Source organism: Bradyrhizobium sp. ISRA436 (genome assembly GCF_029910015.1).
In the GTDB taxonomy this organism is placed as follows: domain Bacteria; phylum Pseudomonadota; class Alphaproteobacteria; order Rhizobiales; family Xanthobacteraceae; genus Bradyrhizobium.
Map to the genome: position 1 here is coordinate 5364547 of NZ_CP094519.1, position 15717 is coordinate 5380263.

At 62.8% G+C, this 15717-nt stretch carries 13 protein-coding genes; 4 read left to right on the forward strand and 9 right to left on the reverse strand.

Going from position 1 to position 15717, the window contains the following annotated elements; genetic code table 11:
• Positions 1–2: 2 nt before the first annotated feature.
• Positions 3–1913: an NAD(P)/FAD-dependent oxidoreductase gene (locus MTX23_RS25285; RefSeq protein WP_280972917.1), complete on the forward strand. Its 1911-nt coding sequence runs from the start codon at positions 3–5 to the stop codon at positions 1911–1913.
• Between the two features lie 519 nt (positions 1914–2432).
• The gene (locus MTX23_RS25290) at positions 2433–3062 is read left to right on the forward strand and encodes a DsbA family protein (protein ID WP_280972919.1); all 630 of its coding nucleotides are present in this window, start codon (positions 2433–2435) and stop codon (positions 3060–3062) included.
• A gap of 210 nt (positions 3063–3272) precedes the next feature.
• Here MTX23_RS25290 and MTX23_RS25295 read toward each other — a convergent pair whose 3' ends face one another.
• Together MTX23_RS25295 and MTX23_RS25300 are read right to left on the reverse strand one after the other, a co-directional pair.
• Positions 3273–4283: a glutathione S-transferase N-terminal domain-containing protein gene (locus tag MTX23_RS25295; RefSeq protein ID WP_280972921.1), complete on the reverse strand. Its 1011-nt coding sequence runs from the start codon at positions 4281–4283 to the stop codon at positions 3273–3275.
• A complete protein-coding gene (locus tag MTX23_RS25300) occupies positions 4276–4503 on the reverse strand; it encodes a M81 family metallopeptidase (RefSeq protein ID WP_280972923.1) in 228 nt (75 codons plus the stop codon). Before MTX23_RS25300 ends, MTX23_RS25295 begins: the two co-directional genes overlap by 8 nt.
• Before the next feature lie 184 nt (positions 4504–4687).
• Between MTX23_RS25300 and MTX23_RS25305 the strand changes: the two genes are divergently transcribed.
• Positions 4688–5482, forward strand: coding sequence for a class II aldolase/adducin family protein (locus tag MTX23_RS25305; protein WP_280972925.1), 795 nt, complete (start codon positions 4688–4690; stop codon positions 5480–5482).
• Between the two features lie 1130 nt (positions 5483–6612).
• Here MTX23_RS25305 and MTX23_RS25310 read toward each other — a convergent pair.
• From MTX23_RS25310 to MTX23_RS25320, 3 genes are all read right to left on the reverse strand, one after another.
• Complete coding sequence (locus MTX23_RS25310) at positions 6613–7926, reverse strand: chloride channel protein (RefSeq protein WP_280972926.1); 1314 nt, start codon at positions 7924–7926, stop codon at positions 6613–6615.
• A 392-nt stretch (positions 7927–8318) separates the two neighbouring features.
• The gene (locus MTX23_RS25315) at positions 8319–10541 is read right to left on the reverse strand and encodes a carboxypeptidase-like regulatory domain-containing protein (protein WP_280972928.1); all 2223 of its coding nucleotides are present in this window, start codon (positions 10539–10541) and stop codon (positions 8319–8321) included.
• An 8-nt stretch (positions 10542–10549) separates the two neighbouring features.
• The gene (locus MTX23_RS25320) at positions 10550–10948 is read right to left on the reverse strand and encodes a c-type cytochrome (RefSeq protein WP_280972930.1); all 399 of its coding nucleotides are present in this window, start codon (positions 10946–10948) and stop codon (positions 10550–10552) included.
• Positions 10949–11049: 101 nt separating this feature from the next.
• Between MTX23_RS25320 and MTX23_RS25325 the strand changes: the two genes are divergently transcribed.
• On the forward strand, positions 11050–11790 hold the full coding sequence (locus MTX23_RS25325) for a hemerythrin domain-containing protein (RefSeq protein WP_280972932.1): 741 nt from the start codon (positions 11050–11052) through the stop codon (positions 11788–11790).
• Positions 11791–11904: 114 nt separating this feature from the next.
• Here MTX23_RS25325 and MTX23_RS25330 read toward each other — a convergent pair whose 3' ends face one another.
• The 4 genes from MTX23_RS25330 to MTX23_RS25345 all read right to left on the reverse strand — a co-directional run bounded on the left by MTX23_RS25330 (position 11905) and on the right by MTX23_RS25345 (position 15671).
• Positions 11905–13047, reverse strand: coding sequence for an epoxide hydrolase family protein (locus MTX23_RS25330; RefSeq protein ID WP_280972934.1), 1143 nt, complete (start codon positions 13045–13047; stop codon positions 11905–11907).
• Positions 13048–13432: 385 nt separating this feature from the next.
• Positions 13433–13996, reverse strand: coding sequence for an S-(hydroxymethyl)glutathione synthase (gene gfa / locus MTX23_RS25335; RefSeq protein ID WP_280972935.1), 564 nt, complete (start codon positions 13994–13996; stop codon positions 13433–13435).
• Between the two features lie 33 nt (positions 13997–14029).
• The gene (locus MTX23_RS25340) at positions 14030–15139 is read right to left on the reverse strand and encodes an S-(hydroxymethyl)glutathione dehydrogenase/class III alcohol dehydrogenase (RefSeq protein WP_280972936.1); all 1110 of its coding nucleotides are present in this window, start codon (positions 15137–15139) and stop codon (positions 14030–14032) included.
• A 49-nt stretch (positions 15140–15188) separates the two neighbouring features.
• Positions 15189–15671 carry a c-type cytochrome, methanol metabolism-related gene (locus tag MTX23_RS25345; protein WP_280978181.1) on the reverse strand — a complete coding sequence of 161 codons (483 nt, stop codon included), beginning with the start codon at positions 15669–15671 and terminating at the stop codon, positions 15189–15191.
• Between the last annotated feature and the right edge of the window lie 46 nt (positions 15672–15717).

A 15717-nucleotide genomic window follows, 5' to 3' on the forward strand; every position in this document is an offset into this window, starting at 1 on the left:
GCATGAACATCGAGCTTCCGCGCAAGACCCTCGATCTGTCCTCCGCCATCGCGGAAGGCGATATCCGCGTGCTGCTGATGGTGCTGGTGCATATGACCGGCGACGAGAAGTGGCTGGAGCCCCCGTACAAGCCGAAGCGCGACGTCCGCCTGATCCCCGATCCCGACGCCGGCGTGCCGAAGGAGATCCAGGATGAGATCCGTGCGGCCGTACTCAATCTGTTCGCGCACGGCACGCCGACGCCCGTCATCACTGATCCCGGCAACGAGCTGATGCTGAGGATGATGCGGGCAACGCTTGGTGAAAACGTTGCGCCGGAATATGCACCGCTGATGCGGGAAGAGATGGGCTTCATTCCCCGCGACGCGCGCTGGCGCAAGCGCCCCACCGACGAGAGGCTGGCGCAGCAGCATGTTCTGATCGTCGGCGCGGGCGTCTGCGCGATTGCGCTCGGCGTTGCGCTCGGACGGCTCGGCATCCCCTACACGATCGTCGAGAAGGAAGACGAGATCGGCGGCACCTGGTACGTCAACCGCTATCCCGGCTGCGGCGTCGATACGCCGAACCACTCCTATTCCTTCTCGTTCGGCGCCCGCAATCCGTGGACGCGCTACTTCGCGCAGCGCCAGGAGTTGCTCGACTATCTGCTCAAGGTCGTGTGCGAATACGGCATCCGCAGGAATGTCCGCCTCAACACCGAACTCGTCGCTTCGCGCTGGGATGAGGGCAAGCGGCGCTGGATCTCGACCCTCAAGACACACAACGGCGAAGAGACTTTCGAGTCGACCGCGCTGGTCAGCGCGATCGGCCAGCTCAACGATCCTTCGCCGGCTCGTTTCAAAGGGGATGAGGATTTCCAGGGCCTGAAAATCCATTCGGCGCGGTGGTCGGACAACATCAAGTTCGACGGCAAGCATGTCGCGGTGATCGGCACCGGTGCGACCGCGATGCAGCTCGTGCCGTCGGTCGCCGACCGCGTCGCCTCGGTCACCGTCTATCAGCGCACCGCGCAATGGGCGCGCCCGGTGAAGGGCTATTCCGACCCGATCGCCGACGGCGCGCAGTGGCTGCTCGCGCATCTGCCGTTCTATGTGCAGTGGTACCGCTTCAACATGTTCTGGCGCTACGGCGACGGTTTGCTGCCGTTCCTGCGCAAGGATCCGGCCTGGCCGTATCCGGACCGCGCCGTCAACAGGGGCAATGACCGGCATCGGCAGGAACTGACCGATTTCATCCTGGCGGAGCTGAAGGATCGTCCCGACCTGATCGAGAAATGCGTACCGACCTACCCACCTTACGGCAAGCGCATCCTGCTCGACAACAACTGGTTCAAGACGCTGACCAAGCCGAATGTCGAACTCGTCACCGACACGATCGACCGCTTCGTACCGGAAGGCATCGTCGCCGCCGACGGCAGGCTGCGGCAGCACGACATCATCGTGATCTCGACCGGCTTCAAGGTCTCCGAGATGGCCGCGCGACTGAATATCACCGGGCGCGACGGCAAGACCCTCAAGCAGGTCTGGCGCGACGACAATCCGACCGCCTATCTCGGACTCACGGTGCCGGACTTTCCCAACCTCTTCCTGATGCTCGGGCCCAATTCGGGACCGGCGCATGGCGGCAGCGTGATCTTCCAGTCGGAATGCCAAAGCCGCTATATCTCCGCCTGTCTGGTCGAGATGATCGAGAACGACATCGCGGCCATCGACGTGCGTCCTGACGCGCACGATCAGTATGTCCGCGAGGTCGACGCCGAACATGAGCAGTTGATCTGGACACATCCGGGCATGACGACCTACTACCGCAACAGCCGAGGGCGGGTGTTCTCGGCGATGCCGTGGCGGTTCGTCGACTACTGGAGAATGACCCACGATCCGGATTTCGGTCACTATCGTCAGACCAAAGCCTGACAGGAAGCCTGACCTGAATCGCTTTCTCCTTAACTTGACAGGTCGCGACATCTGCCGCAGCATTTGCGCAATGCACCTGTTGAGGTGCCGGAGCGGCTGCTCCCCGCCTCGCAGGAAATGACGGCGGATCATGTGGTCAGCCGGCACGCAGTAGAAGCGGACAGATGTCCGTCGGACCACCCTTGGAGAGGAGCATGACGCCACCGGCGAAAGCCAGCGACCTTGCTCAGCGGCAAGGTCTCGGCGCACGTTGAAGCGAACAGCAGCTGCTAGCCACGTTGCGCCGCCGACAATCTGAACATATCCGCAGGACGTGAGCGCAAAGGCCAAGCGCTTTGCGTCCGGAAGTGCTACTGGTGTGTACCAGACATCCTTCGCTAAAACGAAGTTGCAGGGCCCCGCGATGCTTGAATGCACCGGGGCCCGTTCGTTTGCGCGGTCCTGTCGGGAATCGCCTCCTCGCATTTGCGTCGTCGCTTCCGATCGGGAACAATCCTCTCGAGCAAGCGAGGATCGATGATGGAAAAGCCGCTGGTACGCATCTACACCGACTACAAGAGTCCGTATGCCTACGTCGCCAACAAGCGACTGTTCGAGCTCGAGGAGAGATACGGCGCTGAACTGGAATGGCTTCCGTACACCCTGCGCATTCCCGAATTCATGGGCACGGTCGAGGAGCGGACGCCGCATTTCTGGCGCAAGGTGCGCTACTCCTACATGGACGCGCGGCGCTTCGCCAACGCACAAGGCCTCGTCATGAAGGGCCCGCGCCGGATCTACGACGCGTTCTATTCCAGCGCCGGAATGCTGTTCGCGCAGCGCCATGGATTGTTCAGGCCGTACCACGACACGGTGTTCCGGCGGTTCTGGAACCATGAGCTGGAGCTCGACGACCTCGCCGAGATTGCCGGCGTGATTTCCTCGATTGGCGGCTCCGCCGGCGACTTCGAGGCCTATGTCCGCGGGCCCGCCCGCGCGGAGCACGACCGCATCATCGACGAGGCCGAAACGCTCGGCGTGTTCGGGGTTCCGAGCATGGTGTTCAACGGCGAGCTGTTCTGGGGTGGCGACCGCATCGATATGCTGATCGAACGGATCGAACGCCCGGAGACAATCGCGATCGCGCTCGGAAGCCGGCATCGCAAGTAGACTCGGCTGGGAACACCGACCACGCCCGTTTCGAATCTGTTCACCCTCTTTGGCTAGCCTCGCGGCCGACGTGACCATCGAGAGCCGCGCAACCAGATTTCGTTCTACGACATCGTGGCCGAGCGCCAGGTGGCGTTCGACAGCAATGTGCAGTCACCTACCGACGCCGCCGAGATCGCGCTGCGCAAGGACTTTCCGCAGGCTTGACGATCACCCTCCGTCCAGGACGGCCCAGCAGCCGGTGCGCTCGAGTACGCCCCTCAAGGCGGCGCGATCGGCGCCGTCGAGCGCGGCGAACTTCGCGCGCAGCTGCTGCAGGCACTTGACCTGATATCTGAAAGGCGCCAGCGCGTAAGGCAGGCCCCAGACGTTGATCTCGAGCCGGTCGAGTCCCTTTGCATGGGCTTCCGCATTGGCGACCAGGAACGGCAAATAGAGCTCGCCGGCGATCCGCAGCAGCGCCTCGGCGAACCCGCCGAGCGCCTGCTCACGCGGAGACCAGGCTCCCTCGACGCCCGATGCGTCGTCGAGCCGCCGCACCCAATGATCGGTGAACGGCGCCCGCTGCCGCATGATCCGCATCGGCGTGGGATCCGTCGCCATCTCGCTCAGTTGTCCGAACCAGGCAAAATCCGCCAGCGACGGCCGGCTGCCGAACAGATAGTTCGTCATGCCGACATGCGGCTCGAAGGCCGCGAGGATGCGGCGGTAGCTCTCCTCCAGAAGCGGCTTGTTCTCGGCGGTCGCGCCGAGAATGACCATGCGCGAGATCTGCCGCGCGCGGAACTCCTCGATCTCCTCCGGGCTGCCGGTCTCGGCGTCCGATGTCGACCATTCCTCGGCGGCCCAGCGCGAAACATAGGCCTGGTCCTCCGGATCCCACCACCGATAGAGAAACAGCGCCTTCACCGCCCACTCGTCGGCGAGGTCCTCGAGCAGGTCGCAGACGAAGGCGACCGCCTTGTCGGCAGGGATCACCGAACGTCCCTGATGCCGCGCTTCCAGATCATGGGCGAGCGCCGTGGTCTCACCGCGATAGCTGCCGTCGGGATACTGCAGCACCGGGATCAGCATCGGCTTCAGATGCGCGGTTGCCTTGCGCAATGCCTTGGTCATGATGACCCAGTCATGCGGAATCCGCCGGTAGCGCATCAGCGCGCGCAGCTTGATCGCATAAGGTGACGCGGTCGATCCGATCAGGCGATAGCGGCCGTCAGTCATAATATCGCTCCTCGCCGTCACACGGAAAAGCCCGGATTGCCGTAGGGATAGAACTGGGTGAGCCACGCATGTAGTTGGTGGGATCGGAGCGCAGCAACGTCTCGCCCTTGGCCGGCGAGCCCGGATAGATGAAGTCGTCGCGCGTGGTCTCGTTCGGCAGGAAGGAGACGGTTTCGTGGGAGAATTGCAGGACGGCGATACGTATCTTGCGATCGCTCATTTTGGGCGCCTCGGCTCTTTTCCTGCATACTGACATCGATCCCGGCGCGCGCCAATGGCGCATTCGGATTTTGCCCGCCAGACCTGCAAATAACTGACGAGGTCCGGCTTCCCCTCAGGCGAATTCTGCTATCTTTCCGTCCAATCAGCGGCCTCGGCCCGCCCATTTCTTCAGGAGAGAACGCATGAACCCGCCCGTCAGTTCGCCTGCGATCAAGGTCGTCAAATCGGTTCGCGATCAGGTGAGCGCAGAGGAATGGCAGGCCCGCGTCGATCTCGCCGCTTGCTACCGGTTGACGGCGATGTACGGCATGACCGAGATGATCGCCAACCACATCTCCTGCCGCGTTCCCGGCACCACAGACCAATTCCTGATCAATCCCTACGGCATGCTCTACGAAGAAATCGACGCGTCCTGCCTGATCAAGGTGGACGTCGAGGGCAACACGCTGTTCAACGCAACAGACTATGACGTCAACGTCGCGGGCTTTGTCATTCACAGCGCCATCCACATGGCCAAGCACGACATCGACTGCGTCGCGCACACCCACACGCCGGCCGGCATGGCGGTCTCGGCGATGGAATGCGGCCTGCTGCCGATTGCGCAGACCTCGATGCGCTTCCTGCACATCGCCTATCACGACTTCGAAGGCATCGCCGACAATATCGACGAGCGTGAGCGGCTGGTCCGCGACCTCGGCGACAACGAGGCGATGATCCTGCGCAACCACGGCCTGCTGGTCGTCGGCCGCACCGTGCCGGCCGCATTCAACGTGCTGTTCCGCCTCGAACGCGCTTGCCAGACCCAGGTCATGGCCCTGTCCTGCAACACAAAGCGGGTCTATCCGCCGCAGAACATCCTCGAAGACACCTATGAGCGGATGCTGCCCAAGCCCGGCCGTGCCGCGCGCAACGGCGAACTCGCCTGGCCCGCTTTGCTGCGCAAGCTCGACCGCGTGGATCCCTCGTTCCGGAATTGAGGTCCGGCGTTCCTCTGCACGTATCAGTGAGTCTGTCCACGATGTCATCTCCGTGCATACGGGTGATCCAGTACTCCAGTGACGCCGGGACTTGAACCGAGAGGCCGCGGCGTACTTGATGCCTCGCATGCGCGGAGCATGACGACTGAGAGGATATGGGTCCGCATTCTCGCAACATGATTTGTCCGAGTTTTGCATTTCGTTCTGCCCTCTCATCGAGCAGAGGGCGCAGGGAAAGCCGGGTGCCGATCGCACCCATGGGTCCCGTGCAAATGGAAAGCACGGGAGGTAGGACCACAGGTGAAACCGGAGCAATCCCGGCTTTCCCTGCGCGATGGTTTACGGCTTACTTCGTGCTCCCCCCGGCGAGACTTGGCTTTTTTGTCACCGTCTTCGCAAAGACGCGTTCGCGTGCTTAGCGAGGAGACACCTGCCACTGGGGCGTCGGAACCACACGACTTCACCGTCCGCTTCATGCGCACTCGTCAGTTGCGCACTCCGCGTCCACCGCATCTCGACCCAACACTCGTGACGATCGCGAAGCGCCCCTCAAGCGGGTGAGACAGAGGCATTAGACTGCTGAGTTGGGTCAAACGCGAAACGAAAAATTGCCCGTCGGGTTACTTTGTCGCAGGCGCCGTGCGACAAGGCGCTCTAAACTGCCCCGCATTTTCGGTTTTGATCTATCGCAAATGTTACCCGCCCATGCCGGCCAATTTTATATATAGTTCAATTCCACCATTGGAAGTGCGCGCCATGTTGACAGGAAAGGATTGCGAGAGGTACGCGGCAGAATACAAGCGTCGCTCCGAACAGTCCGGCCTTTCGCACGACTGCGTCGCAGTCATGAAGAACATCTCGCGAAGTCTCAAGGGGCTTGCCGGCCAGCTCGATCGCCTCGCAGCGTTACAACGACACACGACACAGTCTGACGCGGGTGATCGCTGCCCACCTCTTCCGCCCGGATGAATTCCGACGCCAAGCACTCGCGCGCTCCCGAGCGAGAATCTCGCAATCCCGCTACGGCTAAGCGCGGCGTCGACCACCGACTTGGGCAGCATCCGATCCATCCCCCCGTGGGCCGACGCGCCGATGGTCAGTGAAGCTTGGGCCTCGGCAGGAGCAGAAATTCAAGCTGGAGGCGTCTTTGGCGCCGGCGAGGCCCGCTCGATGAAGCCCTTGGCGAGCGCGTGATAGATCCCCTCCTTGCAAATCAAGCGCGAACTGGCGTGAGCGATCAACGCAGCGGTCATCAGTGGCACGACCATCGCGTGGTTGTCTGTCATTTCAGTCACGATCACGAAAGCGGTAATGGGGGCCTGAACGACGCCTGCGAAATATGAAACCATGCCGAGCAGCATGATCGCGGCCAGCGGCGCACCGTGAAACAGCGCCGCGATGTTGGAGCCGATCCCTGCGCCCACCGCGAGCGAGGGGGAGAAGATGCCGCCCGGCATGCCGCTGATCGACGAAAACGTCGTCGCCAGGAACTTCAACACGCTGAAGCTCGACGACACCGGCGCTCCGCCTTCGAGAGCGGCTTTGACCTGCGAATATCCGGTGCCGTAGATCGCCCCGTCGGAGGCGAGACCGCAGATCGCAGCCGCCAATCCGCACACCGCGGCAAAGCCGACCGGGTAGCGCTTGATCGCCCTCCCCACCGGATTGGAGAACCCTTGCGCCATCATGATCAGGATGCGGCTGAAAAGACCACCCGCGAGGCCTCCGACCACGCCGCAGACGGGGATAGCCATCCAGTCGATGCCGTTGCGCAAGCCCATCGCGCTGGTGCCGAAATAGGTGTAGTTGCCCATCAGTGCGAGCGAGGTAAGACCGGCAGCGATCACCGCGCCGATAATCAGGCTGCTGGTTCTCGTCTCGAACGCGCCGCTCATTTCCTCGATGCCGAATACGATTCCGGCCAGCGGAGTATTGAAGGCCGCCGCGACTCCGGCCGCGGCACCGGCAAGAATCAAGCCGGGTTGACGGCGCGGCGAGAAGCGGCCGATCGCGAACATGATCGAGGCGCCGATCTGAACGGTGGGCCCCTCGCGCCCGACCGACGCGCCACATAGCAGGCCCAACAGGGTCAGGATGATCTTGCCGGCTGCAATCCGCAGCGAGACCAGACCTTCGCGCGCGGTCTGATCTGTCAAATGGCGTGCCGCGATGGCCTGCGGAATTCCGCTGCCCTGGGCGTTTCGAAACAGGCGGTTGGTCAAGAATACCGACAGCGCAAATCCAGCCGGCGCCACCACAAGCGAGGCATATCGAAAATGCGACACCAGCGTGGAAAACGCAATCTGTGCCACATCGGCGAGCTGTGCGAGCGCGACAGCCGCAGCACCAACCGCAATGCCGCCCAGCAGGAAAATGGCCCGCCGTTGCCAACGCGCGGAGATGACTATGAACAGCCGCTTGTGGCGGTTGGATGGGAACGTCATGCTGGTGGTATTCTCGCTGATTTCACGGCCGAAACCGAGGGATCCTTACGCTTCATTCTTAGCGTGTCCCTCAAGACCCGTCGATGGGGCTTCTGGCTTGCGAATCTGTGAGGCCTGGGAAGCAAGGCACTGGCTCAAACGAGTGCATCTCCTGCCATCGCTATCAACAGTTGTCGACTGCTCTCCGCGATAGCGTTAGCGACACGCCAACCGATATCGAATTGCTACTCAGCTCTCATTTCGATCTTGTATGGGCTGGTTCATAAAGCTGGCGTGCGCTGTCGCTGTAGCGATCCACATGTTCCGGTCGCCGATGGAAGCGACAATGCCGGCTCGATCCGCAATCCCGCCGCCACAACAACCTGTTTGCGCTCCGACCGACGCAAGCCACCCTAATGAGTCAGCGGGTCCGGACGTAACTGGAATTGTACCACCAGCGGGCTCGACCGTGTTGCCTCGGTCGCGCCCGGCGCGCCCGGATGAGGCGCATCGATACCCTCGATATGAACGGGTGTGCGGTTGCCGGAGCTCACCCAGAGTGCGCGGCCTTTCCAGCCCGCAGCGGGATCGTCGATCCGCCCGTCGATCTGCTTGGCGAAGAAGCCCATCGGATAGGGCACTCGCAATTCGACGACGTGGCCATTCACCAGCGCGTGCAGGGAGTCGGACTGATTGCCGGTGGCGATCGGCGTGTTCGCGCCGAGTCCCAGGATATCGTGCTGATCGACCCACAAGTAGTATGGGTTTTCGGCCGCACCTGTGTCGCCCTGCAACGGCGGGCCCGGCAGCGGGTAGAAGTTCCAGCCTTCCGGACATTTGTCGCCAGTCTCGGCGCCGAGACCGTTGAGCGGTCCTTTGCATTTGCGCCGATCGAAGCTGCCGATGTGGCCGCTCTCGAGCGGCACCCACACGACGCCGTTGCGATCGACGTCCATACCGCGAATGCCGTAGCCGGGCAGCGGCACCTTGTAGACCTCCGCGAGCGCCGTGTCGGGTGGATTCGTTCCGGGATCGATGCGGATGATATAGCCGGGATGCGGCAGGCTCGAGCCCCAGACCGCGCCATCGAGCGGGCTCACGAAGATGCCATAGAGCCCGAGCGCGATGCGCGTGTCCTTGGCGGCATCAACCGGCTGACCGGGCTCGTTATAGCCCTCGTCGCGCTTGCCGTTGCCGTTGGTGTCGACCACGAGCGCGCTCCAGCCCTGTGACGCCGCCGCGTCGCCGGACGCCCAGAATTTGTTCGTGTTCACCCAACCGATGACGGCGTTCTTGCCCTGCGTATTGTTGCTGAACCAGAGCGTGTTGGCGTCGTCCTCGGCGAAGTTCAGGTGCTGGGTGCCGAAGCAGGTATCGATGAATGTGAACTTCCCGTTGCGGGGATCATACACCGTCACCTGCCGGGAGTTCTGACTGAACCTTTCGGGCCTTGTCGTCAGCGGATAGAGCTGTGCGGAGCGGAGCTGCGAGTCCTTGCCACAATAGGCGGGGACCTCGGTCGGCGGCCGCACCTGCGCGGTGAAATAGACGCGCCCTTCCCGATCCATCGCCGGCGAATGAGCGTTGACCTGACTGTCCCAAACCTGCTCGCGCCCGAAATAGGGCGAGGATGCGAACACCGGATTCGCCAGTGCCGAGCTCGGCGTATGCTCCGGCTCGCGGACCGGCACAGGGACGACACGCTTGAGATTGGCCAGGGGATCGAGCACGGGCATCGTATTGCTGGAAAGCTCGGTCGCACCATAAAGCGGTCCATTGGCATTCACGGTCGGCTGGCGCTTGTCGGTCGCCAGGAGGTCATGCAGATAATGTTTCGGATCGAGCCAGTCGCGCACCGTGACGACGAGGTTGCGCTCGATACCGGCCGGACGCGGCGGTGCAGCTTTCGGAAGCTCGCCCGCCTTGATGCGGTCGGTCCAGTCCGCGAGCGCAGCGAGGTGCCCGCCATCAGGCGTCAGCAACCGGCCCATGGTGTGTACCATCGTAGTCCCGCCGGGCCCCGACTGCAGGCGGCGCGCCCATGCGGCAATTCCGGATTGAAAATGATCGAACGCCGGCGGCATCGTGCGCGTGGCATAATTTCCGATCTGATGACAGTTGCCGCAGCCGTTCGTCTTGATCACGTCGAGCCATTGATCGCGGGTCTTGAACTCAGTTGGAATGCCGTTGCCGTTCGGACCGGTGCCGGGAAACCTGTCGGCGGCGGGCGGCCTGAGCAGCGAGAACCAGTAGATCGCCGGATAGTACTGCGCCGCCGCGGCGCGATCCGGCGCGATCACCGCATCAAGGTTTACGTGCTGCCCTCTCTCAGCCGCAACCTTCGGCGCGTCGACAAGATCATAGCCGCGGACCCAGACCTGATAGTGCGCCTCTGGTAGATCCGGAATGACGAAGCGGCCCGCATCGTCGGTGACGACGATCTTGGCGAAGCGCGTGCCGAGATCCCTCGTCTCGGCGATCACCCAGACGCCGCCTTCCGGTCCGTTCGCACTCTTGACGACGCCGCCGATATCGTGCGCGCCGATTTCGACCGGAGCAGCCTCTTGTGTCGACGCCGGGCACACGAACAGTTGAACAATGGCCAAGGCTCCGAGCAACCCTGTCGGCAGTCTCATGGGCGCCTCTATTTCTGGGCCGCCAAATAGGCGATGAGATCGTCAATCTCTGCATCCGGGACGCCCTGGAACACGGACATCCTGTTGCCGGGAATCATGAGGCTGGGTGCAGCGACGAAAGATGCGATGACGTCCGGGCTCCAGGTCCAGATCGCCATCGTGATGAATTCCGGCGAATACGCGTATCCGGGCGCTGTGGCGGCCTTGCGCTCGGTGATTCCAAACAGATTGGGTCCAAAGCGATTTGGTTCTCCCTTGCCGATCGTGTGGCAAAGCGCGCATTCGCGGGCGAAAATCGCGGCGCCCTTCACGGGATCGCCCGCCGCAAAGCAGAAGCCGGCGCCGCACGCGGTTGCAACTACCGTCAGGGCAAGAAGACGCGTGAGCGCAAACAACGCCTGGCGCACGGGCGTGACTCCTTGTTGATGATCGCGGCTACAACACCTTCTCCAAGGGTCAGTTCCTAGCCGTAGGCAAGGATCAAGGAACTACGCCGCGACAGGCCAGTTTGGTTGAGCCCGCCACGCCTCGGGCCCGTGAAGGCGCAGTACGGCCAGCAGGGGGTTCAGAGATGAAGCCCGCTTTACACCGACGAGCACTCATTCATGCCGCATCGGGATTGTTGATCGCGAGCACAGCCGGCACGCACGCGGCGGAAGCCGATCAGGCCGCGCAGGTGACGCCTCCCGAAGATCTGTTGCGAGAGCGCGGCGTGCTCAACCGCGTGTTGCTGGTCTACGAAGCGAGTCTGCAAAAGCTGACCCGGGGCGAGGATTTCGATGTTGGCGTTCTGTCTCGCGCGGCAACGATCGTGCATGAATTCATCGAAGACTATCACGAGCGCAACGAAGAGCAGCAGCTCTTTCCCCGCTTTCGCAAGGCGGGGCAAATGGTCGAGCTGGTCGACGTGCTCTACCAGCAGCATCAGGCCGGCCGCCGTCTCACCGACACGATTCTCGTGCTTGCGCCGGCAAGCCGGGCGCCAGGGGAAAGCCGGGGCCGCGTGATCACGAGCCTGCAGAGCTTCATTGCCATGTATCGGCCGCACGAGGCGCGGGAAGATACGGAGCTCTTTCCGAAGCTCAGGAGCATCGTCTCGCCGCACGAATTCGACGCCATGGCGGAGGATTTCGAGCGCGACGAGCGGCGCAAATTCGGTGAGGACGGCTTCGAGCGCTACGTGGCACAGGTTGGAGCACTCGAGCAGGCGCTCGGAATCCACGACCTCGCCCGAATGACTCTCACCTGACGCCGCATGCTCCGCTCGCTATGACCACGACGGGTTGCGGCTTCCGCTTCCTTGCGGCGCTCGCGCACCCGGTCGGCCCGCGCGCCTTTTGCGCTTCGCCCGGCCGCAGCCATCTCAGCGCAGTGTGCCAAAGAACTCGCGCGTTTCGCGGACGAACAGCTCAGGCTGCTCGAATGCGGAGAAGTGCCCGCCCTTCGGCATCTCCTTCCAGTGCTGGATGTTGGTGTAGCTCGCCTCCATCCATTTGCGCACCGGGGTGACGATCTCCCTGGGAAAGACCGCGACGCCGGTCGGCACCGTCACCTTGTGCACGGTTCGCTTGTTCGCGCCAAAACTTTCCCAATAAAGCCGCGCCGACGATGTCGCCGTCGCGGTAACCCAGTACAGCATGACATTGTCGAGCAGCTCGTCGCGGCTGAGGATGTTTTCGGGATGCCCGTCACAATCCGTCCACGCCCAGAACTTTTCCAGGATCCACGCCGCCTGCCCGCTGGGTGAATCCGTCAGCGCGTAGCCAAGCGTCTGCGGCCGGGTGGATTGCTGCTTGGAATATCCGGAATCCCAGTCGGCATAGTATTTGATGCCGTTGAGCGCGCGGGTCTCTTCCGGCGTCGGCTGTCCCTCGACATTGGGCCGCGTCGACATCGCAAGCGTGATGTGGATGCCCGCGCAATGCGCCGCATCCTGCCCGCCGATCGCGGCCGTGACCGCCGAGCCCCAATCGCCGCCTTGCGCGAAATAGCTAATGTAGCCGAGCCGCTCCATCAGGACGGCCCACGCCTTGGCGATCCGATCGACGCCCCACCCCGTCGCGGTCGGCTTGGCGGAGAAGCCGAAGCCCGGCAGCGACGGGCACACCACATGGAAGGCGTCGGCGGCGACGCCGCCATGCGCGGTCGGGTCGGTCAAGGGTTCGATCACCTTGTGGAATTCGACCACCGATCCCGGCCAGCCATGCGTGATGATCAGCGGCCTGGCGTCCGGGTGCGGTGAGCGGACATGGATGAAGTGAATATCGAGCCCGTCGATCCCGGTCGTGAACTGGCTGAAACGATTGAGCCGCGCCTCGCGCTGGCGCCAATCATAATCCTCGGCCCAATAGCGGCAGATGTCCTTGATCCATCGCAGCGGCGCGCCCTGGCTCCAGTCGTCGACCAGCTCCGCCTCCGGCCAGCGCGTCCGGCGCAGCCGGGTGCGGAGATCGTCAAGGACATCGTCACTGACGGCAATGCGAAACGGGTTGATGGCGATGTTCATGGCGTCTCCCTGGGACACAAGACCCTTCGGGGAGGATAGGCTTCGGCCGTCAGTCGATCAAACCGGCGCGTGACACTATGGGCCCAGGGCCGTTTCCAGGAGTGCCGGCGACGCGGCGTTGGCGTGCGACAGGATCGGGGCGAGACAAAGGGAAAGCCGAACAAAAAAATGCATGCCCTGTGGTCGTCCGCAGAGCATGCAAGGTTCACCAGTCACGGGGTACCGGAGCCTCGGTCCTGGTTGAATCAGGACCGGGGCTCAAGATTCCTGCCTTGACACGCCTTCCGCGCGCGGACCAGTGTCCACGTCGCTCGAAGCGCTCTCGCGGATCATTCCATGCCGACGGCGGCAGCCGCCGGCATGGGATTTCGTCAAGCGAAGCCGCTCAGGCCGCCTTGGCCTTCGCCACGTGGGTGGCAATCGCATCCATCAAAGCCGGCGACAGGCAGTCATAGGGCTCGAGCCCGAGCTCCTTCAACCGCGCCCTGATGCCAGCCATCTCGGTCGGCTTGACACCGGACTCGATGACGGAGGACACGAACGCGGCAAATCCGGGCGCCGCCGAGCCGGACTCCTGGAACAGCTCGGGATGGATGAAATCGAGGCCGTAGAACGGATGGCCCTTGTTCTCGATCCGGCCATACATATGCGTTCCGCAGCCCTTGCAGGCATAGCGCTGGATCACCGCCGCGGTGTCGACGATCTGCAGTTTGTCGCCGTTCTCCAGCACGGTGACGTTCTCGCGCGGCACCACCGCGACCACCGAGAAGATCGCGCCCGAGGGCTTCCAGCACTTGGTGCAGCCGCAGGCGTGGTTGTGGGCGACGTCTCCCTTGATACCGACCTTGACCGGCTTGTCCGCGCATTTGCAGACCAGGGTGCCGCCGGCGAAGTTGCCGGAGCCTTGCTTGACGCCGTTGTCGACCGATGGGTGGATATGAACAGTCATTGGCCTATCCTCCTAGTGCTTGGTGTTTTGATTTCAGAACACGACGACCGAGCGGATCGATTTTCCCTCGTGCATCAGGTCGAACCCCTTGTTGATCTCCTCGAGCTTCAGCACGTGAGTGATCATCGGATCGATCTGGATCTTTCCGTTCATGTACCAGTCGACAATCTTCGGCACGTCGGTGCGGCCGCGCGCGCCGCCGAAGGCAGTGCCCTTCCAGACGCGGCCGGTGACGAGCTGGAACGGCCGGGTTGCGATCTCCTTGCCGGATTCCGCGACGCCGATCACCACCGAGACGCCCCAGCCGCGATGGCAGGCTTCCAGCGCCTGGCGCATCACGTTGGTGTTGCCGGTGCAGTCGAAGGTGTAGTCGGCGCCGCCGTCGGTCAGCGTCACCAAATGCTGCACGATATCGCCGCTCACCTTGGTGGGATTGACGAAGTGCGTCATGCCGAACTGGCGGCCCCAGGCGTCCTTCGAATCGTTGATGTCGACGCCGATGATCTTGTCGGCGCCGACCATCTTGGCGCCCTGGATCACGTTGAGGCCGATGCCGCCGAGACCGAATACGACGACGTTGGAGCCCGGGGTCACCTGGGCGGTGTTGACGACCGCGCCGACGCCGGTGGTGACGCCGCAGCCGATGTAGCAGCTCTTGTCGAACGGTGCGTCTTCGCGGATCTTTGCCACCGCGATCTCAGGTAGCACGGTGAAGTTCGAGAAGGTCGAGCAACCCATGTAGTGGTAGATGGTCTGCCCCTTGTAGCTGAAGCGCGAGGTGCCGTCGGGCATCACGCCCTTGCCCTGGGTGGCACGGATCGCCGTGCAGAGGTTGGTCTTCTGGCTCAGGCAGCTTTTGCACTGGCGGCATTCGGGTGTGTAGAGCGGGATCACGTGATCGCCCGGCTTGACCGACGTCACGCCGGCGCCGACTTCGCGAACGATGCCGGCTCCCTCGTGGCCGAGGATCGAGGGGAAGATCCCCTCACTGTCGAATCCGTCAAGCGTGTAGGCGTCGGTGTGACAGATGCCGGTCGCCTTGATCTCGACGAGGACCTCGCCGGCCTTGGGTCCCTCCAGATCAAGCTCGACAATCTCGAGCGGCTTCTTTGCCTGGAATGCGACTGCGGCGCGCGTTTTCATCTTGATCTCTCCAAAACACTCATAGGGTTGTCATCCGCGCCGGCCACGCTCACTTCTTGTCGTTGTTGCCCATGCAGGCGTCTTCCGCCTTTGTGTAGGCTTCCGACTTGTCTTCGTGCTTGGCTGGCCGGCCGCGCGGGACCGCGTTGTTGGCGCGGGCGCGCAGGTACACATAGAGGTCGTCCATGTAGCAGGCAACATTCGGATTATCGCCGAATGCCGGCATCACGTTTTCCTGAGCCGTGTTGACGTTCTTGCGTCCGCTCGCGACCGTGCCGAGGAAGTCGGCGTAGCTCATCGTCTTCAGCGAATTCGCCAGCGCCGGAGCATAAGTCGATCCCATGCCGTCGGGACCGTGGCAGACATGGCACTCCGAATGATAGCGGCGGAATCCGGAATAGGTGTACCAGTCCACGGTGCCATCGGGCGCCACCTTGAAGGTCGGGTTTCCATCCTTGTCCAGATACTTTCCGTCCTCGGACTTGACGGCAGTCGGATCACCGACGTCTTCGGCGGAGGCAACTCTTCCCATTGCCACGACAAAGATCGCGGCAGTCACAAACCAGATCTTACGCAAA